Annotated in this window: 17 protein-coding genes; 5 read left to right on the forward strand and 12 right to left on the reverse strand. The window is 68.0% G+C overall.

What is annotated here, in order from left to right; all coding sequences use genetic code 11:
• Positions 1 to 66: 66 nt before the first annotated feature.
• The 6 genes from DMB86_RS11785 to DMB86_RS11810 form a co-directional block, all read right to left on the reverse strand.
• Positions 67 to 891 (reverse strand): ComEA family DNA-binding protein, encoded by an 825-nt coding sequence (locus DMB86_RS11785; protein ID WP_171814460.1) that lies wholly within the window; start codon positions 889 to 891, stop codon positions 67 to 69.
• A gap of 60 nt (positions 892 to 951) precedes the next feature.
• Positions 952 to 1,935, reverse strand: coding sequence for a DegV family protein (locus DMB86_RS11790; RefSeq protein WP_113717983.1), 984 nt, complete (start codon positions 1,933 to 1,935; stop codon positions 952 to 954).
• Between the two features lie 34 nt (positions 1,936 to 1,969).
• Positions 1,970 to 4,474: a leucine--tRNA ligase gene (gene leuS / locus DMB86_RS11795; protein ID WP_418202327.1), complete on the reverse strand. Its 2,505-nt coding sequence runs from the start codon at positions 4,472 to 4,474 to the stop codon at positions 1,970 to 1,972.
• Positions 4,475 to 4,748: 274 nt separating this feature from the next.
• Entirely contained in the window at positions 4,749 to 6,263 is a 1,515-nt protein-coding gene (gene glpK / locus DMB86_RS11800; RefSeq protein WP_113717985.1) for a glycerol kinase GlpK, read from the reverse strand.
• A gap of 119 nt (positions 6,264 to 6,382) precedes the next feature.
• Positions 6,383 to 7,123, reverse strand: coding sequence for an MIP/aquaporin family protein (locus DMB86_RS11805; protein WP_113717986.1), 741 nt, complete (start codon positions 7,121 to 7,123; stop codon positions 6,383 to 6,385).
• 79 nt (positions 7,124 to 7,202) lie between these two features.
• Entirely contained in the window at positions 7,203 to 8,981 is a 1,779-nt protein-coding gene (locus tag DMB86_RS11810) for a glycerol-3-phosphate dehydrogenase/oxidase (protein WP_113717987.1), read from the reverse strand.
• 191 nt (positions 8,982 to 9,172) lie between these two features.
• Between DMB86_RS11810 and DMB86_RS11815 the strand changes: the two genes are divergently transcribed.
• From DMB86_RS11815 to DMB86_RS11835, 5 genes are all read left to right on the forward strand, one after another.
• A complete protein-coding gene (locus DMB86_RS11815) occupies positions 9,173 to 10,135 on the forward strand; it encodes a sugar-binding transcriptional regulator (protein WP_418202272.1) in 963 nt (320 codons plus the stop codon).
• 62 nt (positions 10,136 to 10,197) lie between these two features.
• The gene (locus tag DMB86_RS11820) at positions 10,198 to 11,031 is read left to right on the forward strand and encodes an aldo/keto reductase (protein ID WP_113717989.1); all 834 of its coding nucleotides are present in this window, start codon (positions 10,198 to 10,200) and stop codon (positions 11,029 to 11,031) included.
• A gap of 19 nt (positions 11,032 to 11,050) precedes the next feature.
• Entirely contained in the window at positions 11,051 to 11,974 is a 924-nt protein-coding gene (locus DMB86_RS11825) for an alpha/beta fold hydrolase (RefSeq protein WP_113717990.1), read from the forward strand.
• A complete protein-coding gene (locus tag DMB86_RS11830; RefSeq protein WP_113717991.1) occupies positions 11,971 to 13,098 on the forward strand; it encodes a glycosyltransferase family 4 protein in 1,128 nt (375 codons plus the stop codon). Before DMB86_RS11825 ends, DMB86_RS11830 begins: the two co-directional genes overlap by 4 nt.
• Before the next feature lie 440 nt (positions 13,099 to 13,538).
• Entirely contained in the window at positions 13,539 to 15,323 is a 1,785-nt protein-coding gene (locus DMB86_RS11835) for an HNH endonuclease signature motif containing protein (RefSeq protein ID WP_113717992.1), read from the forward strand.
• Positions 15,324 to 15,469: 146 nt separating this feature from the next.
• Here DMB86_RS11835 and DMB86_RS11840 read toward each other — a convergent pair whose 3' ends face one another.
• From DMB86_RS11840 to mihF, 6 genes are all read right to left on the reverse strand, one after another.
• Positions 15,470 to 17,683 (reverse strand): primosomal protein N', encoded by a 2,214-nt coding sequence (locus DMB86_RS11840; RefSeq protein ID WP_113717993.1) that lies wholly within the window; start codon positions 17,681 to 17,683, stop codon positions 15,470 to 15,472.
• 191 nt (positions 17,684 to 17,874) lie between these two features.
• Positions 17,875 to 19,077 (reverse strand): methionine adenosyltransferase, encoded by a 1,203-nt coding sequence (gene metK, locus DMB86_RS11845; RefSeq protein ID WP_113717994.1) that lies wholly within the window; start codon positions 19,075 to 19,077, stop codon positions 17,875 to 17,877.
• A gap of 78 nt (positions 19,078 to 19,155) precedes the next feature.
• Entirely contained in the window at positions 19,156 to 20,592 is a 1,437-nt protein-coding gene (locus DMB86_RS11850) for a bifunctional phosphopantothenoylcysteine decarboxylase/phosphopantothenate synthase (protein WP_113719527.1), read from the reverse strand.
• Between the two features lie 25 nt (positions 20,593 to 20,617).
• Positions 20,618 to 20,875, reverse strand: a complete 258-nt coding sequence (gene rpoZ, locus DMB86_RS11855) for a DNA-directed RNA polymerase subunit omega (RefSeq protein ID WP_113717995.1) — start codon at positions 20,873 to 20,875, stop codon at positions 20,618 to 20,620.
• 35 nt (positions 20,876 to 20,910) lie between these two features.
• Entirely contained in the window at positions 20,911 to 21,531 is a 621-nt protein-coding gene (gene gmk, locus DMB86_RS11860; protein WP_418202273.1) for a guanylate kinase, read from the reverse strand.
• The gene (gene mihF, locus DMB86_RS11865; RefSeq protein ID WP_113717996.1) at positions 21,528 to 21,848 is read right to left on the reverse strand and encodes an integration host factor, actinobacterial type; all 321 of its coding nucleotides are present in this window, start codon (positions 21,846 to 21,848) and stop codon (positions 21,528 to 21,530) included. The genes gmk and mihF overlap by 4 nt, the downstream gene beginning before the upstream one ends.
• Between the last annotated feature and the right edge of the window lie 101 nt (positions 21,849 to 21,949).

The raw sequence follows: 21,949 nt of genomic DNA on the forward strand, positions 1-21,949 counted from the left end.
GGGCCGCCCGACCGGCCCCATTCACCGCGGCCCTCGAATACCGGCGCCACCCCGGGTCCGGGCGCCTCACCGGACCGTCACCAGCGGCCTGATGTTCGCCAGCATCTTGGGCCCGATGCCTGAGACGGCGTCAAGTTCATCGACCGACGTGAACGGGCCGTGGTCGGTCCGCCAGGCAACGACCCGCGCCGCCAGCACCGGGCCCACGCCAGGCAGGGCATCAAGCTGCTCCGCGGTGGCCGTGTTCAGGTTCAGCAGTGCGCCCGGGGTCCCGGCCGTCCCCTGCCCCGGGGCGGCGCCCGTCCCGGCGCCGGCGGCGCCCGTCCCGGCGCCGGCGGCACCCGTCCCCGTACCACCCGTGCCGGCACCGCCCGTCCCCGCCAGGACCTGCGCGCGCGTGGGCACCAGGATTTGGGTTCCGTCGACGGCGACGGCGGCAAGGTTCAGCGCATCGGGCGCCCCGTCGGGCAACACCCCGCCGGCGGCCCCAAGTGCCTGTTGTATTCGGCTGCCCGCCGGCAGCGCGTACACTCCCGGGTGCCTGACGGCCCCCGCCACGTGCACGACGACGTCCCCGTCCCCCGGCGGGCCCGCCGCCGGCGCCGTCCGGGTGGGCACTGTCCGAGCCGGCGAGGCGGTCCCGGCGGCGGCGGCCAGCGGCGGAACGGCAACCTTGGCCGGCTCCTGCGAGGCGAGCTGGGCGGCGGCGGCCGAGCTGCCTGCCTGTTCCAGCCACAGGACGCCGGCAGCCGCGGCGGCCATTGCCAGGAGGACGACGAGTGCGCGCAGTGACGTGGCCCAGCGCGGCCCCCTGCCTTCCGGGGTGCCGGTGCCGGGGCCGGCCGCTCCGGTGTCCGGTGTCCATGCCGCCTGGCGGCGTTCGCCTCTCATGTCCATAGGCTAGGCACGGCCTGGACGTCGCGGCGGGGGCCGGGGACCGGATGTGCGCAGTTACGGAGCCGGATCCCCCTGTGGAGGACCGTCGGCGTCCGATACGACCACCACGAGCACACCAAGCCCTGCGTGGGCCGCCAGGACCGCCGGCAGCCGGGTCAGCCCGGCTGCGGCCAGGCCGGGGCAGGCGGCCCGCAGCGATTCGCCCAGGGCAAGCGCCTGCCCGGCGTTGCCGAAGTGGTGCACGCTGACCCGGGCCGTGCCCGGCGGCCGCGTGGCAATGTCCTCCGCGGCAAGCCGTTCCAGGCGTGCTATGGCGCGGACGGCGGTGCGCACCTTTTCCAGCGGCACGACGGCCCCGTCGGCAATGCCCAGCAGCGGCTTGATGTCCAGCACGGTCCCCACCCAGGACGATGCAAGGCTGATCCGCCCGCCGCGGCGCAGCTGCTCGAGGCTGGGTACGTAAAAGTACACCGTGGCGCCGGCAGCCGCCTGCCGTGCCGCCTCCAGGACAGCGCCGGCCGGGGCGCCGCCGGCGGCCGCGCGCACGGCTGCCTGGACGGCGGCGCCCTGCCCCATCCCGACCGTGGCGGAATCCAGCACGTGCACGGGAATGCCGGCATCGGCGGCGGCCAGGGTGGCGGAGTCCAGCGTCCCGGACAGCTTCGCGGAAATGTGGACGGAGACCACGGCGTCGAAGCCGGACGCGGCCGCGTCCCGGTAGGCGCGTTCAAACTGGCCCGGCGACGGGCGGGAGGTGCGCACTTCCGTGCCCGAGGCCAGGGCAAGGGACATCTGGGTTTCCAGCCCGGCGTCGTCGTCGGCGAAGACATCGCCGCCGATGATGACCGGCATGGGGACCACCGTCAGGCGGCCGCCGGCACCGTGCTGGGCGACCCAGTCAGGCGGAAGGGCCGCCGCTGAGTCGGTGACGACGGCGATCCGCGGCCCTGCCGGCCCCGTTTCCCGGGCGTCGCCCGGCCGCGGGCGCAACCGGGCGGCATGGTGGCGCAGCCAGTCGCGCGCTCCGGCCTTTTCCATGCCGCTCCCCTGGTTTGTGCCGGTGGTTCCCGTGCTAGGCCGGGACGATGTTGACCAGCTTAGGCGCCCGGACGATCACCGTGCGGATGCCTGCGCCGTCGAGGGCTTTCTGCACCGCTTCCGAGGCCAACGCAAGGTCGCGCAGTTCGGCCTCGGTGATGTCCGGGGAAACCTCGAGCCGGTCGCGCACCTTGCCCTTGACCTGCACGACTGCCGTCAGGGTTTGCTGCACCAGCAGGGCCTCGTCGACCTCCGGGAAGCCCGCGTTCGCGACGGATGCCGGGTGGCCCAAGGCATTCCACATGTCCTCGGCCGTATAGGGGGCGAAGAGGCTCAGCAGGATCGCAACCGCTTCGACGGCCTCGCGCACCGCCGGGTCTGCCGGGCCGGCGCCGGAATCGATGACCTTGCGGGTGGCGTTGACAAGCTCCATCAACTTGGCGACGACCACATTGAACTTGTGGCCTTCCAGCAGGGCCTTGGCCTCGTGGATGGTGCGGTGCGAGGTGGAGCGCAGCGCGGGGTCGCCGGTGGACGGGTCCGTGCCGGGTTCGCTGGACACATCACGGCCCAGGCGCCAGGCGCGGGCCAGGAACTTGGCCGAGCCCGACGGCGAAACGTCCGCCCAGTCGACGTCGTCCTCCGGCGGGCCGGCGAAGACCATGGTGAGGCGGACGGCGTCCACCCCGTAGCGGTCCAGCTGCTGGCCCAGGTCCACGCCGTTGCCCAGGGACTTGCTCATGGCCTTGCCCCCGTTGAGCACCTGGCCCTGGTTGAGCAGGCGGCTGAACGGCTCGGTGGCCTCGAGCATGCCCATGTCGTGGATGACCTTGGTAAAGAAGCGCGCGTAGAGCAGGTGCAGGATGGCGTGCTCGACGCCGCCCACGTACTGGCCCACGGGCATCCAGTCGTTGACCTTGGCCGGGTCGAAGGGGCCCTCCGTGTACTGCGGCGAGACGAAGCGCAGGAAGTACCAGGACGAGTCGACGAACGTGTCCATGGTGTCGGTGTCGCGCCTGGCCGCGCCGCCGCACCGCGGGCAGCTGACGTTAACCCAGTCGCTGGCCGCGGCCAGGGGCGAGGTGCCCTTCGGGGAGAGGGCCTCGCCGCGCAGGTTGTCCGGCAGGCGCACGGGCAGCTGGTCGTCCGGGACCGGAACCTCGCCGCATTCGGCGCAGTGGACAATCGGGATGGGCGCGCCCCAGAAGCGCTGGCGGGACAGCAGCCAATCGCGCAGGCGGAAATTGACGAACTTCTCTCCCGTGCCCAGTTTCTCCAGGATGGCGATGGCTGCCGGGATGGCCTCGGCCTTGGACAGGCCGTTGAGTTCGCCGGAATTGATCAGCGTCCCCTCACCTGTCGTCGCGGTGCCGGACACCGCCGGGTCCTCCTCGCCCGTGTCCAGGACGGCGCGCACGGGCAGGTCGAAGGCCTTGGCGAAATCGAGGTCGCGCTGGTCGTGGGCCGGGACGGCCATGATGGCCCCGGTGCCGTAGTCCGCCAGCACGTAGTCGGCCGCCCAGACGGGCAGCCTTTCGCCGGTCAGCGGGTTGACGGCGTAGCGTCCGGTAAAGACGCCGGTCTTGGCGCGGTCGGTCGACTGGCGTTCGATGTCGCTGAGGGCCTTGACCTTTTCTCGGTACTCGCTCAGGGCCTCGGCGTGCTCGGCCGTGACGAGTTCCAGTGCCAGTGGCGCGTCCGCGGCCACCACGAAGAACGTTGCGCCGTAGAGCGTGTCGGGGCGGGTGGTGAAGACCGTCAGCTCCTGCTGAGGTTTTTCGGCTCCGCATTCCTCGATGACGAACGTGACGTGCGCGCCTTCCGAGCGGCCGATCCAGTTCTTCTGCATGGCCAGCACGCGGTCCGGCCAGTTGCCCTGCAGTGCGTCCATGTCATCGAGCAGCCGGTCGGCGTAGTCGGTGATCTTGAAGTACCACTGGTTCAGCGACTTCTTGGTCACGATGGTGCCGCAGCGCTCACAGGCGCCATTGACAACCTGCTCGTTGGCCAGGACCGTCTGGTCCTTGGGGCACCAGTTGACGGGGGAATCCTTGCGGTAGGCCAGGCCGCGCTCGTGGAAGCGCTTGAACAGCCACTGCGTCCACCGGTAATACTCGGGGTCGGAAGTCTGCAGGCGGCGCGACCAGTCCACCGAGATGGCGTAGCGCTTGAACGACTCCGATTGGGTGGCGATGTTGGCGTAGGTCCACTCGGAGGGGTGCGCGTTGCGCTTGATGGCGGCGTTTTCCGCCGGCAGGCCGAAGGAGTCCCAGCCGATCGGGTGTAGCACGTCAAAGCCGAGCTGGCGCCAGTAGCGGGCGACGACGTCTCCCATGGCAAAGGCCTCCGCGTGGCCCATGTGCAGGTCGCCGGAGGGGTACGGGAACATGTCCAGGACGTAGCGGCGTTCCTTGGAGCCGTCGTCGAGGGGGGTAAATACCTTCAGGTCCTCCCAGACGGCCGGCCATTTGGCCTCCATCGCGGCGAAACTGTAGACGCCCTCGTCGCTGTTCTCTTCAGTCTGGGACTGCACGCTCACGTACCCTGCCTTTTCAATCATCTGTGGCCTCTTGCACTGTCATGCCATATACACACAAAAGCCCCTCGACTCAGCAAGGGGCGGCCGCAACGAACTGGTTGCGGCTAGCTAAGGAGGAGCGTTGTGTGCACTTTTCCACTTTAGCGCACTGTCTCCTCCCCTTAACCCAAAACTGTGTTGCACTTCTTGGACCGAGATCACAGGACCGATATCAGCGAAATGACGTCTAATTCGTCCTAATTCGTCCAACAAGTGCAACACAGTCGGGGGGATGTTACTTCACGTCGTCGTCGACCCAGTCCATGGACTTGTTGACTGCCTTCTTCCACAGGCGCATCTGGCGGTCGCGTTCGGCGGAGTCCATGCTCGGCTCCCAGCGCTTGTCCTCGGCCCAGTTGGTGGCCAGCTCGTCGGTGTCCTTCCAGAAGCCGACGGCCAGGCCTGCCGCGTATGCCGCCCCGAGGGCAGTCGTCTCGGTCACCTTCGGGCGGACGACAGGGATGCCGAGGATGTCGGCCTGGAACTGCATCAGCGCGTCGTTGGCGACCATGCCGCCGTCGACCCTCAGGTCCTCCATGTCCACCCCGGAGTCCGCGTTGGCGGCGTCGAGCACCTCCCGCGTCTGGAACGCCGTTGCCTCCAGCGCCGCCCGGGCGATGTGGCCCTTGTTGACGAAGCGGGTCAGGCCGACGATGGCCCCGCGGGCGTCGGCGCGCCAGTACGGCGCGAACAACCCGGAAAACGCCGGCACAATGTACACGCCGCCGTTGTCCTCGACCGTCTTCGCCAGCTGCTCGACCTCCGGCGCCGACTTGATCATGCCCAGGTTGTCGCGCAGCCACTGGATCAGCGAGCCCGTGACGGCGATCGAGCCCTCCAGTGCGTAGACCGGCTTCGCGTCGCCGAGCTTGTAGCAGACCGTGGTCAGGAGCCCGTTCTTGGAGTGCACGATCTCCTCGCCCGTGTTGACGATCAGGAAGTTTCCGGTGCCGTAGGTGTTTTTGGCCCCGCCCTTTTCAAACGCCGCCTGGCCGAACGTGGCCGCCTGCTGGTCGCCCAGGATGCCGGCCACCGGAGTCTCGCGCAGCAGCTGGCTTCCGTGCACCTTGCCGTAGACCTCGGAGGAGGACTTGATCTCGGGCATCATGGACTTCGGCACGCCGAAGGTCGAGAGGATCTCCTCATCCCAGGAAAGGGTCTCCAGGTCCATGAACATGGTGCGCGAGGCGTTGGTGACGTCGGTGATGTGGACTCCGCCGTCGGTGCCGCCGGTGAGGTTCCAGACAACCCAGCTGTCAGTGTTGCCAAACAGCAGGTCCCCGGCCTCCGCCTTGGCGCGGGCTCCTTCGACGTTGTCCAGTATCCACTTGATCTTGGTGCCGGAGAAATAGGTGGCCAGCGGCAGCCCCACCTTTTGCTTGAAGCGCTCCACGCCGCCGTCGGCGGCGAGCTCGTCAACGATGGCCTGCGTGCGGGTGTCCTGCCAGACAATGGCGTTGTAGACCGGGACACCGGTGGTCTTGTCCCAGACGACGGCGGTCTCGCGCTGGTTGGTGATGCCGACGCCGACGATGTCGTGCCGGGTGAGGTTGGCCTGGGCCAACGCGGTGCCGATGACCTCGCGGGTGTTGTTCCAGATTTCGGTCGCGTCGTGCTCCACCCAGCCGGCCTTGGGGAAGATCTGCTCGTGCTCGAGCTGCCCGCTGGAGACGATGTTGCCGTCGTGGTCAAAGACGATGGCACGGCTGCTGGTGGTTCCCTGGTCGATGGCAATTACATATTGAGACATCATTGTTTCCTTTGTTTGTGCAGCCTGCCAGCAAGCTGCGGCCCGATCCAACTTCTACTTGGTCTACTTCATAAGGCAGTTAACAACAAGGGGCTGCCTTCCAAGGCCCGGCCCCGCCGCTATTTGACGACGAGCGGCAGCCACTGTGCCATGAGCCCGCCAAGGGCGCCGCCCACGAGCGGGCCGACGACGGGGACCCAGGAATAGCTCCAGTCGCTGGCACCCTTGCCCTTGATGGGCAGAAGTGCGTGGGCTATGCGCGGACCGAGGTCACGTGCGGGGTTGATGGCGTAACCGGTCGGTCCACCGAGTGACGCGCCGATGGCGACAACCAGCAGTGCCACAGGCAGGGGGCCCAGGCCCGTCACGCCGCCGCCGAAGTGCAGGATGACAAACACCAGCACAAAGGTGCCGATGATTTCAGTGACCACGTTCCAGCCATAGTTGCGCTTGGCCGGCCCGGTGGAGAAGACGCCGAGCTTGGTGGCGCCGTCCGGCTCGTCGTCGAAGTGCTGCTTGTAGGCAAGCCAGCACACCACCGCGCCGATGAAGGCGCCAAGCATTTCCCCGCCAAAGTACGTCAGGGTCGAGCCGAAGGTGATGGGCACGTTGGGTGCATAGTCCGTGGCACCGCTGGAAAGGATGCCCACGGTCACGGCGGGGTTCAGGTGGGCCCCGGACTTGGCGGCGACGAACACGCCGGCCATGACGGCCAGGCCCCAGCCCCAGTTGACCATGAGGAAGCCGCCGGCGTTGCCCTTGGTTCCCCTCAGCGCCACGTTGGCCACGACGCCGCAACCCAGCAGGGTGAGCATCATTGTTCCCATCACTTCGGACAGGAACACTATTCCAAGGTTCATCGTTGACTCCTTCTATTCATTTTTGTGGACTGCGGCTCTCTCGCGGCCGCGGTTCTTGAGCCCCGTTGCCCAGAGGCGTTTAGGCGATCAAGTTTTGTATCTGCACGCCGTGGAGGCGTGAGAGAACGTCTTCGGCATGGCTGACCTCTTCAGCCTGCCGTTCCCTGGACCAGCCCAGCGGACCCGCCAGGGCCTTCGCGGTTTCCGCCAGCAACTCGGCCGTGACCAGTCCGCGGAAGGCCAGGGAGGTGCGGCGGATCATCACGTCGACGAGGTGGCCGATGTGTTCGTGGGCCGCCATGAATTCAATTTCCCGGCGGCTGAGCTCGCGGGTGGATTCAAGGGACTCGTCTTCGCCGGCGGCGAGGTATGCCAGGACCTGGCCGGCGCGCGTGCCGTAGCGGGTGAGCAGGACGGCAGCGCGGGCGGCGTCGACGCCGCCGCCGGTGTGGGCGGCAATCCAGGCCTCCACGGCGGCTCCGGTGGCGGGGAAGCCGGCCCCTCCGCCAATGGCGAGTTTCGCCGTCGAGGTTTTCCGTTCGGCCCCCAACGCTGCCAGGACGTCGTTGGCGAGGTGCTCGGACAGTGCGCGGAAGGTGGTCCACTTCCCGCCGACCAGGCTGAACACGGGGACCGTGGCACCGGCGACGGCCATGTCCGAACGCTCGATGCGGTAGTCGCGGGAGACGAAGCCGGGCGCGGTTTCGTCGTGCCGGGGCAGGGGGCGCACGCCGGAGAAGCTGTACACAATCTCGTTGCGGGTGACGCTGATGGCCGGGAAGACGTGGCCGATGAGCTCGAAGAAATAGTCGATCTCCTCCTCCGTGCAAACGGCCTCCTCGGTGATGTCCGCGTCGATGTCCGTGGTGCCAACCAGCACCCGGTCCCCCATGGGATAGATCAGGACAATCCGGCCGTCGGTGTGCTCAAAGAAGATTTCGCGGCCGTTACACGCGGCCAGAAGTTCGGCATGGTCCAGCACAATGTGCGATCCCTTGGTGCCGCCCATGAACCGGGTGGCCGCGCCCATTGCGGCGTTGGTGGAGTCCACCCAGGCGCCGGTCGTGTTGACGATCACGTCTGCCGTGAAGGCGAATTCGTCGCCGGTGAGCTGGTCGGTGAGCTGGACGCCCCGGTCCGTGATGGCCGTGGCCGCCACATAGTTGGTCGCCCGCGCACGGCTGGCGCCGTCCGCCGCAGTGCCGGCTTCGGACTGCCCTGCCTTCTCACCGTCCTGGAGCACGTCCAGGGTCAGGCGTTCCGGGTTGTGCACGGAAGCATCGTAATAGGTGGCGGCATACTTGATGCCCGGATGCAGTGCAGGCAGTTCAGCCAGCGCCTTGGCGCGGCCCTTGAACTCGTGGCGGGGGACGCTGCCCCCGTCGCGGGAGAAGGAATCGTACATGGCCAGGCCCGCCTTGATCAGGAAGGCGCCACGCTCCTGGGGCTTGCCCTGCTTGTGCGTCAGGAAGCGCATCGGGGCGGCCAGGATGCCGGAAAAAGTGCTGAAGATGGGGATGGTGGTCTGCAGCGGCTTCACGTAGTGGGGGGCGATCTTCAGCAGCCGGTTGCGTTCCACCACGGATTCACGCACCAGCCGGAATTCGCCGTTTTCCAGGTAGCGGATGCCACCGTGGATCATGTGCGACGACGCACCGGAGGCGCCCTGGCAATAGTCGCCGCGCTCCACGAGTGCCACGTCGATGCCCTGCAGGGCCAGGTCGCGGAATGTGCCCACGCCGTTGATCCCGCCCCCGATGATGAGGACCTGGGCATGGGGCCGGCTGCGCAACGCCTCCACGTGCGGCCGCGGGGCCGCTTCGGAGTCGTTGGCGTTCTTGGCCGGCTTGCCGAGCATTCTCACGGTGACCTCATTCGAGTTCGTGTTGGGTGCGCACCGGGCGGCTGTTGGCCATCGGGCGCCTGTTCCCACTATTCTTTGACGAATTGAAAAATATAATCAACCCGTTTGCACAAACGTGCAGAAAGGCAGTGTTTACCATGCCAAGCAGGCGCCCCAAGCAATCAGATGCCCTGCGGGCTGCACAAATGTACTATCTGCAGGACCAGACCATGGATGCCATTGCCAGGGAGCTGCGCACCTCCCGCTCCACGGTCTCGCGCCTGCTTTCCACGGCACGCGACACCGGCCTGGTGCAGATCCAGGTCAAGACGCCGGCCGACCGGGCGCCTGAGCTGGAACGGGCCATCCGCAAGCGATACCAGGTGGAGGTACATGTGGTGCCCGTGCTGGACACGCTGGACGAAGTGGAGGTTCTTGACCGCGTGAGCATGCAGGCGGCCCGGACCATCACGCCTCTGGTCGACTCCAACGCAGTCATCGGGGTGGCCTGGGGATCCACGCTCAGCGCGGTGAGCCGGCACCTGACCCGCAAGACCACGCATGGAACCACCATCGTCCAACTCAACGGCGCCGGAAACACGCAGACCACCGGCATCACCTACGCCTCCGAGATCATCCGCCGCTTCGGCAGCGCCTACGGGGCAAAGGTGGAGCAGTTCCCGGTCCCGGCCTTCTTCGACCATGCCGAGACCAAGCGCATGATGTGGGAGGAACGCAGCGTGCGGCGCATCCTTGACCTCCAGGAGCGCATGACGATCGCCATCTTCGGCGTGGGATCCATGGACGCGGACGTCCCGAGCCACGTCTACGCCGGCGGCTACCTGGACTCCACCGACCTGGACGAGCTCGAGGCCTCCGGCGTGGCTGGCGACGTCGCCACGGTCTTCTTCCGCGACGACGGCACCGACACGGGGATCGTGCTCAATGACCGCTCCAGCGGACCAGGTCTGGACAGCCTGCGCAGGGTCCGGCGTCGCATATGCGTGGTCTCGGGGGCCAAAAAGATCAAGGGGCTCAGGGGGGCGCTCGCCGCCGGCCTGGCCACCGACCTGATCCTGGACGAGGGCACGGCCCGCGAGCTCGTCGAGGCGGACGCGCATTCCAGCGACCCGATCTTCGACTTCCTGAACAGCCTGGACGGGGTCTGAAGCGGGTGAAGCCCAGGCGCGATGCACCGGCACCGGACGCATTAATCGGTAGAGTCGTATCCATGCACCTCGCACCAAAAGTCCCGCTCAACAACGGCGTCTTCATTGACGCGCTCGGCTTCGGCGTCTACAAGGTCCCCGCCGCGGGCTGCGCGGACCTGGTCTCGACCGCCATCGACGCCGGCTACCGCACCGTGGACACGGCCGCCCTGTACGGCAACGAGGAAGGCGTGGGGCAGGCCGTCCACGCCGCCGTTGCGGCCGGGATGCCCCGCGAGGAGCTCTTTGTCACGTCCAAGGTGTGGAACGACCGCCACGGCTACGACGCAACCCTCGCCGCCTTTGGCGAAACCATGGACCGGCTCAAGCTCGACTACCTTGACCTGTTTCTGATCCATTGGCCCTGCCCGGAGCAGGACTTGTTCATTCCCACGTACCAGGCGCTGGAAACGCTCTACCACGAGGGCCGCGTGCGGGCCATTGGGGTCAGCAACTTTGAGCCGGAGCACCTGCGCCGGCTCCTGGATGCCACCGAGGTGGTCCCGGCCGTCAACCAGGTGGAGCTCCACCCCTGGCTGCAGCAGCATGAGCTGCGCGCCCTCCATGCCGAACTGGGGATCGCCACGCAGGCGTGGAGCCCGCTGGCCCGCGGCCAGCTTCTGGACGAGCCGGCCTTGAGAGCCCTGGCCGACGCGCACGGGACGTCCGTGGCGCAGGTGGTGCTGCGCTGGCATGTCCAGTCCGGCCACCTCGTGATTCCCAAGGCCTCAAGCCAGGAGCGGATCGCCGCGAACCTTGACGTCTTTGGCTTTCAGCTCTCAGCCTCTGACATGGCCGTGATTGCCAGCATGGACAGCGGTCGGCGCTCCGGTTCCGACCCCAACAATGTGAACTAGCGGCCCGGTGAGGAGGAACGTGAAGGAACGTACGACGCCGGGCACCGGACCCATCGCTGTTGACCTGTCCGGCCGGGCCGCCGACCACACGGTTGAGGTGGCTGGCGCGGCCGTGCGCTACTGGGACTATGCGCCCCTGGAATGGACGCCCGCCACCCGCACCATCGTCATGGTGCACGGCTTCCGCGGCGACCACCACGGGCTGGAGCGGGTGGTGGAACTACTGCCGGACCACCGTGTCATCATGCCGGACCTGCCGGGTTTTGGGGCTTCACCCGCCTTCGACCGCACCGAGCACAGCATTGCCGGCTATGGCCACTTCCTGGCCGGTTTCCTGGACGCGCTGGCCCTGGGCAGCAAAACCGTGCTGCTGGGGCACTCCTTCGGCTCCATCGTGGCCAGCCATTTCACCGCCTCCCGCCCCGGACGGGTGCATGCCCTGATCCTGGTCAACCCCATCGCCGCGCCGGCGCTGGAAGGCCCCAGCGGCCATTTGACCAAGCTGGCGGTCTTTTACTACCGGGCCGCGGCGAAACTCCCGGCCCCCCTCGGCAATGCCCTGCTGCGCAACTGGCTCATTGTCCATGCGATGAGCATGGCCATGGCCAAGACCAAGGAGCGCGCACTGCTGACGTTCATCCACGGCCAGCACCACGCGTACTTCAGCAGATTCGCGAACCGGGACATGCTGCTGGAGGCATTCCGCGCCTCCGTCGGCGGCACCGTGAGGGAGGTGGCTGACAGGCTCACCCTGCCCGTGCTCCTCGTCGCCGGCGCCGAGGACGAGATTGCCACGCTCCCCAACCAGCACAAGCTCATGGACCTGCTGCCGGATGGCGAGCTGGTGGTCATCAGCGACGTGGGCCACCTGATCCACTACGAAACGCCAGGGCCGGCTGCCGCAGCCATCCTCAACTTCCTGGAAAGGCATCCCGCCCCATGACCCCCAGTAGCAGCCCCGCCACGTCCGACGGCGGCCCGTCCGGCGGCGGCCGGCCCCGGATCGTCATGGATGCCCGGTTCACCCGGATGGACCACCACGACGGGATCAGCCGTTACGGCGCAAGCCTCATGGCCGCCGTCGCCCCCTATGCCGACGTCACCATGCTCATCCACGACGAACGCCAACTGGCCCTGCTGCCCAAGCTGCCGTGGGTCAAGGTCAATTCACCCCTGTCCCCGCTGGAACTGTTCGTGTCCCGCCACGTGAACAAGCTGGGCGCGGACGTGGTGTTCTGCCCCATGCAGACCATGGGCACCTGGGGCCGGAAGTACCCGCTGGTCCTGACCCTGCACGACCTCATCTACTACGAGCACCCGGCCCCGCCCGGCTTCCTGCCGGCACCCGTGCGCGTATTGTGGCGGCTGTACCACAAGGCGTACTGGCCGCAGCGCCTGCTGCTGAACCGTGCGGACACCGTCGCGACGATCAGCCACACCACGCTGGGGCTGATGAACAAATTCCGGTTGACGCGCAAGCCGATCCGGATTGTGGGCAACGCCCCGCAGGGCGGCCGCGTCCCCCGCGACCCCGCGGTGGCGCCGGAAAAGTCGCTGGCGTACATGGGCTCATTCATGCCGTACAAAAACGTTGAGACGCTTATTGCCGGGATGGCCCGGCTGCCGGACTTCACGCTGCACCTGCTCAGCCGGATCACCGCCGAACGCCGGGCCAAGCTGGAGTCGCTTATTCCCGCGGGGGCGAAGGTGGTGTTCCACAACGGGGTCACCGATGCCGAATATGACGAGCTGCTGCTGCGCAGCACCGCCCTGGTCACCCTGTCCAAGGCCGAAGGCTACGGCCTGCCACTCGTGGAGGCGATGGCCCTGGGCACGCCCGTGGTGGTGGCGGACACCGACATCTTCCGCGAGGTGGGCGGCTCGGCGGCGCACTATGTCCCCGCCGACTCCCCCATCGCCTTCGCCGCCGCCGTGCGGGCCCTGGACGACCACGACGCCTGGGCGGCCAGTTCGACGGCGTCGGTGGCCCAGGCGTCAACGTTCAGCTGGGACGATTCGGCCCGGGAGCTGCTGGCAATCGTGGAGGAACTGCGCGGACAGGGCTGAAGCGGTGCGCCCGCCCCGGGTGGTTTCCGGTGCGCCTCGGCTGATGCCCGGCTGGAACCAGCCGGACCCAGCCATGGTCGGAACGGTGGTGGACGCGCTCTCGGCCCAACCCCACTTGTCCGTTGCCCGCGCGGCTGCATGGCCCGCGCGGCCGCGTGGCCCGCACGGCTTTCGCCACGGCGCCGGGTGAACCCGTCCCGCGCGTTGCCGCGGGGTGCTCCGCGCCGGAACCGGTGGGCGCCACGTTGGTTCCTAAGTTTTCGTTGTCGTACTCGACAACAGACCCCATCGATCGCGCTTCCGTTGGTCCGGATGTGCTCGCCATGATGCCCCCCAGGGCGCATCCCATGTCGTCACGATTCGAATTGATATTTGGGTAGACTAAAGCCTATTTGATTTCTGAGGTTTACATATTCTACTCTATGTGATGGAATGGAGGCATGGAGAACTTCCAGCCAGATGCAACTCACAGCGGCGGCCGCCAGCGTGCCGCCGGGTTTTGGTCGCCTGCCCCTGGAATCGTCGCCGCCTATCAAGTAGACGAGCCACCATCCCCGGCCCCGCACGACCAGCCCACACCTGACCCGTTCGCGGCGGCCCGGAAGCTGGCCGGCAAGCCGCACCCCGAAACCTCCTCCGCGGATCTGGACATTGATTCCATGGAGACGCTGGCAGAGGCTGAATACCTATGCGCCGTCGCGGCGCTGCGCAGCCTCGCGCTGGCTGAATCAGGGCTGGCTGCCCTGAAGGCGCGAGTGATTGAACGGCTCGACACGGCCTCCACGCGGCTTGGCATTGCCGCCCAACTTGAACCGTGGCAACAGGAGGTCCTGGCGATTTCCACCACGGCAGAGCTGTGCGCCGCGCTGGCGCTCCCCATACGCACGGGCGGGGAGCTGAAGGGCCAAAGCGTCGCGCTGGTCCGGGAGCACCCGGACACCTTGGAGGCACTGTCCAGCGGATCCATCTCGTGGCGCAACGCGGTGGTGGCCCTGGACCAGCTTGAAACACTTGAGGACCTCAAGGACCCGACGGGCGGGCCGGCCCTTTCGGCCGATTCGCTCGACGGCTTCGAACACCAGCTGCTGGAGCTGGCGCCGGGGATGACCACCGCAAAATTCCAGCTCCAGGCCCGGCGGCTCAGGGAACGAGCCCACCCCGAGAGCATTGCCCAGCGGCACGCAAAGGCATTGGGGGACCGGAAACTGGTCCTGATGCCGGACAGGGACGGCATGTCGTGGCTCTCCATGTTCCTGCCCGCCGACTCCGCACAAGGGATCTGGAACCAGGCCACCCGCACGGCCCGTACCCTGCAGGGACCGGCCGAACACCGAACGCTGACACAACTGCGCGTGGACGTGCTCGCGGAATGGCTGCTCGCAACCGGCACCGCCGTTCCCGAAAGGAACGAAGCCCCGGAATCGGACCGGGCCCCGGCAATTGACAACGAACCGGAAGCTGAATGGTCAGCCGGGGCGGTCCCCGACCCAGGCACAGGGCGTAAGCCGCGCACTAGCCCTGGCAAGGACATCGACGGCGAACCGCCAGCCGACGACGGTCCGGGATCCGGTCGGCCATTCGCAGGCATCCCGCGGCCCCGTGCCCAGGTTTTGGTCACCGTGCCCCTCCTGACGTTGCTCGGCCGCTCCACCGACCCCGCGGAGCTTGAAGGATACGGGCCAATCCCGCCGGAAATGGCCCGGGAATTGGCCGCGGAGTGTCCTACGTTGTACCGGATCATGGTGGACCCGTTCACGAACCAGTACTTGTCCATGGATCCAACCCAATACAGGGTCACCGGCGCCCTCAGGGCACTGCTGCGCGCACGGGACGGCACCTGCGTTTTCCCCGGCTGCAACACGGTGACTGACGACACCGAGCTCGACCATGTCCTCGCCTGGGAAGATGGTGGAACGTCAGTTCCTGAAAACCTCAAGAATGAATGTGGTGTCCATCACCGGCTCAAGCATTTCAAGGACGGCAAGTCCCGGGACGGGACCAGAATGCCACGGGAAGCCCGGTACCGCCGTGATCGCGCGCCGGGACGGGAGTCAGGAATCCTGCGGGGGTGGACACCCACAGCAACGAACGCCCCGGATGAGAAACCAGGCTGGATCTCCCCTGCCGGCTACCTCTATCCGCCGGACGCAACGGCCACCGCTCCGCCGATCATTCCGGCCCCGACCATGATCCAAGCCATCGAGGAGCTGCGCGGCCACGGCTGACCATGCCCGGTTCCACGGACTGCAGGACGTGGACGGCACCACTCCCCCGCGCCCAAGGCCGCCGGGCCGCCACGCGCCCGCCGCAGTTCACGCCGACTGCACAGACCGGACCTTCCACGGTAGCTCAGTGCGAAGGGGGGAACCGGCTAAATGACGTCGACGCCGTCGCAACGCACCTGCACCGGCGAGCCGATGCGGCGGGCGGCATTGGATGCCTTGAGGGAACGCATGGCGCCGGTGACGGCGGCGGCCATGGAATAGGGAAAGAACAGCAGGGTGCGGTAATCGGGGGCGTCGTCCGTGTCTGTGCCCGGACTGGAGGCGTACGACGCCGCGAGGGGCGCCGGGCCGATGACGCGCACTGCCTCCGGCAGGTGGAGTCCAGCGGCGAATGCGGCGACATCCTGCTCCGTCCCCGTCAGGGAAGCGACACGGACGGCCGGCGGCAGGCCGAGTTCGTGGCGCAGCAGAAACTCGCGCTCGGCATATCCGGCAGGGTCCCAGCGGACCAGCGCCTGCACCTCAACGGACTCCTCGGCGGTCACCACCACGACGCCGCCGTCCCGGGCCGGCCGGACCAGGGCCGCCGCGTTCATCCACCGGCGCAGCGTGTCTTCGCCGGAACGCAGCGACTCGCGCCGCAGCAGGGAGTCGCCGTCCAGAAGCAGCGCTGCGGCGTAGCCGCGCGGCGCCACGGGTTCGGCCCCCACCGTGGCGACCACAATGGCCGGACGGTCCGGGACAACAGTCTTAATGTGGTCGCCGGAGGACGAGATCACCGTTGCGGACGGGAAGGCCCGGCCCAGTTCCTCGGCCGTCCGCGACGCGCCGACGGCCAGGGCGCGCAGGGACCGGTGTCCACACGTGGGGCAGCTGAAATTGGTTTCGGCACGGCCGCACCACCGGCAGGTGACCAGCACGGCGGCGGTGCCATGGGCGCGGGCCTGCATGAGCGGGCCGGTGCATTCCGTGCAGCGGGCCACCTCCCGGCAGCGCTGGCAGGCCAGGGCGGGAGCGTAGCCCGTGCGGGCCACCTGGACCAGCACGGGACCGTGCGGTAGGGCGGCCCGGGCAGTTTCCCAGGCACGGTGGGGCAGCCGGGCCCGCGACGCGAGGGGGTCCCGTTCCTGTTCGAAGCTGTCCGCCGTGCTGATGACGCGTGCCGTGGCCGTCCGTGCCACGGACCGCCCGGCCACGAGCGGCTGGGCCCAGCCGGTGGCCACGAGCCGCTGCGATTCGGTGCTGCGGCTGTGCCCGGCCATGAGCACAGCGGTCCCTTCAATTTCGGAGCGCAGCAGCAGGACGTCCCGGCTGTGCTGGTACGGGGCACGCCGTTCAATGTGGAGTTCGTTGCCGTCGTCCCAGCAGCACACCAGCCCCAGGTCCTGCACCGGGGCATAGGCAGCCGAGCGGGTCCCGATCACGATCTTCACCTCGCCGCTGAGCACGCGCAGGAAGTTGTCGTAGCGCAGGGTGGGGCCGTCGTCGGCCGTCAGTTTTACGTAGCTGCCCTCTGGCAGGACGGCGGCAAAGGCGGCTTCCAGCAGTTCAAGGTCGCGAAGGTCCGGGACGACCGCAATGGCCCCCCGCCCCGACAACTGGCAGTAAGCCGCCGCCTGCGCCATCTGGTGGTGCCAGGAAAAGGACCCGTACCCGGAAAGGCATTGCAGCACGGCCTTGGGCGAGGCGCCCAGGGCAAGTTCCGTCAGGTACTCCTCGGCGTGGGAGTAGCCGGAGAACAGGGACGGCCCCGGATGGGCGGCCGGGACGGGTTCCGGCGCGTCGTGCCCGCCGGCGGCATGCCCGCCGGCGGCATGCGAGTCCGGACCGGAATCGGCAGCAGCCGGGTGTGCTGCGCTCCCCCCGGCACCGGCCGCCCCGCCGTCCTTCGTCCCCTTGCGCAGGTAGCCCTTCTCCAGGCTGGCCACGCGCGGCGGCACAGCGATGCGCAGGACGTCGGCCACCGTGCCGCTGTAGCGGGCAGCAACCCGCCGGGCCAGCTCAAGGACCCGCGGTGCCAGCACCGGCACGGCCGAATAGACGCGCGACAACGGCACCAGCTGGTCCGATTCCGAGGATTCAATGCGGGCCACGAGAAACCCGTTAAGGTCCTGGCCCGAAAATTTCACCCTCACACGCACGCCCGGCCGGGCGTCGGCGTCGAGTGCCTTGGGCACGGAATAGTCGAAGATGCGGTCCAGATGTGGCAGCGGGGAATCAATGGCCACCTGTGCCACCGGGAGCGCCGGGGCCAGTTCCACGCCGCTGTGGGGGTCCGCCACGCGTTCGCGGCCCACGAAACCGCTGAGCAGGGTCAGCTGGATGCCCTGCTCAGGATGTGCTTCGGGGTGCCCTTCCAAGGCGTCCTCCTTCCCGGCCGGCCCTGAATTATGCGGGCTGGCACGATGCGGGCCTGCAGTGCCCGGCCTGCGCGGTGCGGGCTTGCCTGTCCGGGCCTGCAGCCTTCGCCGACAACCTGCCCTGAAACCAGCAAAGCACAGGCCTCCGACATGCGGGCGGTTCCTGTGCTCGGCTGTGGATAATTCAGCACCTAGGCGTTGAAGAAGGCCTTGAGCGCTTCCACGCGGTCCAGGTATTCCCAGGTGAAGTCCGGGTCGTCGCGGCCAAAGTGGCCGTGGGCGGCAGTCTTCGCGTAGATCGGCCGCTTGAGGTCCAAGTCGCGGATGATGGGGCTGGGGCGCAGGTCAAAGACGGACTCGATGGCCTGCTCGATCCGGCGCGGATCCACCGTCTCGGTGCCGAACGTTTCCACGTAGATGCCCACCGGGCGCGCCACGCCGATGGCATAGCCCACCTGCACCTCGGCGCGGGACGCCAGGCCGGCGGCCACTACGTTCTTGGCGACCCAGCGCATGGCGTACGCGGCGGAGCGGTCCACCTTCGACGGGTCCTTGCCGGAGAACGCGCCGCCGCCGTGCCGCGCCATGCCGCCGTAGGTATCCACGATGATCTTGCGCCCGGTCAGCCCGGCGTCGCCCACCGGACCGCCCACCACAAAGGGGCCGGCCGGGTTCAGGTGCGTCTTGATGGCGGAGACGTCCAATCCCGACGCGTCCATGACGGGCGCGATGACGAATTCCTGCAGGTCGGCCCGGAGCCGGTCCAGGGAGGTGCCCTCGGCGTGCTGGCTGGAGATGACCACGGTGTCCACGGAGACCGGGACGTCGCCGTCGTAGCCGATGGTGACCTGGGTCTTGCCATCGGGGCGCAGGTAGGCCAGCAGCCCGGACTTGCGCACGTCCGTCAGGCGCTCGGACAGCCGGTGCGCCAGGAAGATGGGGGTGGGCATGTAGGACGCGGTCTCGTTGCTGGCGTAGCCGAACATGAGGCCCTGGTCGCCGGCACCCTGGGAATCGTCGTCGTCCACGGCGGTGCCTTCACGGACCTCCAGGGAGTTGAACACGCCTTCGAAGATGTCCTGGGACTGCTGGCCGATCGAGACCGACACGCCGCAGCGTGCGCCGTCGAAGCCGTTGGCCGATGAATCGTAGCCGATGTCAAGAATGGTGTTGCGGACAATCTGCGGGATTTCCACGTAGGCGTCGGTGGTGACCTCCCCGGCCACGTGGACCAGGCCGGTGGTGGCCATGGTCTCCACGGCCACACGGGAGTTGGGGTCCTCGGCCAGCAACGCGTCAAGGATGGCGTCGCTGATCTGGTCGCAGATCTTGTCCGGATGTCCTGCGGTCACGGATTCGGAGGTAAAAAGGCGCAAGGGGTTCGCTGAAGTCACTGTTCTACTCTACTGGTTCGACGGCGGCCGCCGGCGGGGGCGGTGCGTGGGCTGACACACAGGTTCACGAGCGTGCGCTCACATGGTGCCGAGCCGCTCCGCCACGACCCGTACGACGGCGTCCGCCACCTGGCGCTTGGACCCTGAGGCCTGCACCGGCTCGGCGCCGTCGCGGGCCAGGATCTCCACCTGGTTGCCGTCCTGGCCAAACACCTTTTCCTGTCCGGTCTCCCCCGGGCCGACTTCGTTGACCACGAGCAGGTCGCAGCCCTTGCGGGCCAGCTTGGCCTCGGCGTAGCTGCGGGCGTCGTGCTCGTCGTCGCCGGTCTCCGCCGCAAAGCCGACAATGAGCTGGGACAGGTTTTGGGCGGCACGGTGCGCCACGACCTCCACCAGGATGTCGGGGTTGCGGACCAGCTTGATGACGGGGTCCGCGGCGTCGTCGCGCTTCTTGATCTTGCCCGTCGAGACGGTGGAGGGGCGGAAGTCCGCCACCGCGGCCGCCATGATCACCACGTCGGCGCCGGCCGCCGCGGACAGCGTGGCGGCCCGCAGTTCCAGGGCGGTGTCCACGCTGTGTAATTTGGCGCTCGACGGAGGGGCCACCTCCATGTGGGCGTGGATCAGGATGACCTCGGCGCCGGCCGCGAGTGCGGCCTCGGCGAGGGCCACGCCCTGCTTGCCCGAGGACTTGTTGCCCAGGAAACGTACCGGGTCCAGCGGCTCGCGCGTGCCGCCGGCGGTGATGACGACGCGCCTGCCCTGCAGGAGCTGGCTGTCCGCGGCCGCCCCGTCAGCGTTTTCGGAACCAATGTCTTGGGAACCTGCATCTTCGGAACCGGCGGCCCCGGCGCCTGCCGGCGGCGAAGGCGTAGCCGCATGCCCGGCAGCCGTGCCGAAGCCGGTGCCCGCGGCGTTGGCCGGCGCGGCGGACGCCGGCGACCCCGCGGAAGCCGGGGACGCGGCGTCGTGCGCGGCGCGGGGAACGGTCGGGTCCACGAGCGCGATGGCGGCGGCAAAGATTTCTTCGGGCTCCGGCAGGCGGCCGGGACCCGTGTCCGGGCCCGTGAGCCGGCCGGTGGCAGGCTCCAGCACGTGGACGCCGCGGGAGCGCAGGGTGGCCACATTCGCCGTGGTGGCCGCGTGGCGCCACATTTCGGTGTGCATGGCCGGGGCGAACAGGACCGGGCCGCGCGCCATGAGCAGCGTGGTGGTCAGGAGGTCGTCGGCGAGTCCGGCGGCCGCCTTGGCCAGGAGGTCCGCGGTGGCCGGGGCCACCACGATGAGGTCCGCCTCATGGCCGATCCGGACGTGGTTGACCGTTTCCACGGCGTCAAAGACGCTGTTGGTGGCGGGCCGGCCGCTGAGCGCCTCCCAGGTCGCAGCGCCCACAAACTTCGTGGAGGCCTCCGTGGGGATGACCGTGACCTGGTGGCCGGCCTCGGTGAACAGGCGCAGCAGCAGGGCGGACTTGTAGGCGGCGATGCCGCCCCCCACCCCCAGGACAACGTTCAGCACGGCCAAGGAACGCAATCCGCCCTTAGGCGGTTTCGATCGGCGTGGAGACCAGAAGGCCCTCGTCGATCTCGCGGAAGGCGATGGAAAGCGACTTCTCGTTCAGCTTCGTGTCCACCAGCGGGCCGACGTACTCGAACAGGCCTTCGTGCAGCTGCGCGTAGTAGGCGTTGATCTGGCGGGCGCGCTTGGCACCAAAGATGACCAGCCCGTACTTCGAGTCCGCGGCTTCAAGCAGTGAGTCGATGGACGGATTGATGATGCCTTCGGGCAGTGTAGTCAATTTACTTCTCCAAAATTTGTATGGGTGGTGCCGGGTCAGTCACCGTGGTTGGGCGTTAGCCCCATCAGGGTGACAAGCTCGGCTGCGGCACGGCTGACATCATCGTTGACGATGGTGAAGTCAAACTCCGGTTGGGCAGCAAGTTCCAGTTTAGCGGTTTCCAGGCGGCGGTGCTGTTCCTGCGCCGATTCCGTGCCCCGGCCCACCAGGCGGCGGACCAGTTCATGCCAGCTGGGCGGGGAAAGGAACACGAAATCCGCCTCGGGCATGGCGGCCTTGACCTGGCGTGCGCCCTGGAGATCGATCTCCAGCAGCACCGAACGGCCTGCGGCAACGGCCGCCTCGACGGTGCTGCGCAGCGTGCCGTAGCGGTTGGCGCCGTGGACCACGGCCCATTCGAGCAGGTCGCCGCGGCCCACGAGTTCGTCGAACTGCTCCGGGGTTTTGAAAAAGTAGTGCACGCCCTCCACTTCGCCGGGCCGGGCCGGGCGCGTGGTGGCGGAAACGGACAGCCACACCTGGGGGTAGTTGTCCCTGATGAAGGTGGAGACGGTGCCCTTGCCGACGGCGGTGGGTCCGGCCAGGACAGTCACCCCGCTGCGCGGTTTGGTCCGCACGACGTTCTCGCCCGGCACGTCGACGGCGGTTCCGCTCACAGGTCTTGGCCCAGATAGTCCACAAGCATGCGGCGCTGGTGGACGCCAAGGCCCCGCAGGCGGCGGGTTGGGGCTATGCCCAGCTCGCTCATGATCACAGTTGCACGTACCTTTCCAATGCCCGGGAGGGCTTCCAATAAGTCTGTCACCTTCAGCCGTCCAAGCGCCGGTTCCGCCGCTGAGGCGGCGATCACATCCGCCACGGAAACGGCCCCGCTCTTCAGCCTGCCCTTGGTGTCAGAGCGGAGGGTCCGGGCCGCAGCCGCCTTCTTCAGAGCCGCGGCGCGTTCCTGGTCTGAGAGTGGCGGCAAACTCACAACGGGCTCCTTGGCGTGGCAGCGGTGCGGACAGGTCCAGCACAACGGGGTGTGAGTCGAACCTATCCGCACCTGGGCGCCAAAATCAATCCACCGGGGGC

It is taken from the genome of Arthrobacter dokdonellae, assembly GCF_003268655.1.
Taxonomy (GTDB): Bacteria; Actinomycetota; Actinomycetes; order Actinomycetales; family Micrococcaceae; genus Specibacter; species Specibacter dokdonellae.

What these genes read in the sequence shown, in the direction of transcription:
- DMB86_RS11785 (WP_171814460.1), bottom strand. Translation starts at nt 891, where the DNA reads ATGAGAGGCGAACGCCGCCAGGCGGCATGGACACCGGACACCGGAGCG.
- DMB86_RS11830 (WP_113717991.1), top strand. Translation starts at nt 11,971, where the DNA reads ATGACCCCCAGTAGCAGCCCCGCCACGTCCGACGGCGGCCCGTCCGGC.
- DMB86_RS11815 (WP_418202272.1), top strand. Translation starts at nt 9,173, where the DNA reads ATGTACTATCTGCAGGACCAGACCATGGATGCCATTGCCAGGGAGCTG.
- DMB86_RS11805 (WP_113717986.1), bottom strand. Translation starts at nt 7,123, where the DNA reads ATGAACCTTGGAATAGTGTTCCTGTCCGAAGTGATGGGAACAATGATG.
- glpK (WP_113717985.1), bottom strand. Translation starts at nt 6,263, where the DNA reads ATGTCTCAATATGTAATTGCCATCGACCAGGGAACCACCAGCAGCCGT.
- DMB86_RS11790 (WP_113717983.1), bottom strand. Translation starts at nt 1,935, where the DNA reads ATGGAAAAGGCCGGAGCGCGCGACTGGCTGCGCCACCATGCCGCCCGG.
- DMB86_RS11810 (WP_113717987.1), bottom strand. Translation starts at nt 8,981, where the DNA reads ATGCTCGGCAAGCCGGCCAAGAACGCCAACGACTCCGAAGCGGCCCCG.
- DMB86_RS11820 (WP_113717989.1), top strand. Translation starts at nt 10,198, where the DNA reads ATGCACCTCGCACCAAAAGTCCCGCTCAACAACGGCGTCTTCATTGAC.
- DMB86_RS11835 (WP_113717992.1), top strand. Translation starts at nt 13,539, where the DNA reads ATGGAGAACTTCCAGCCAGATGCAACTCACAGCGGCGGCCGCCAGCGT.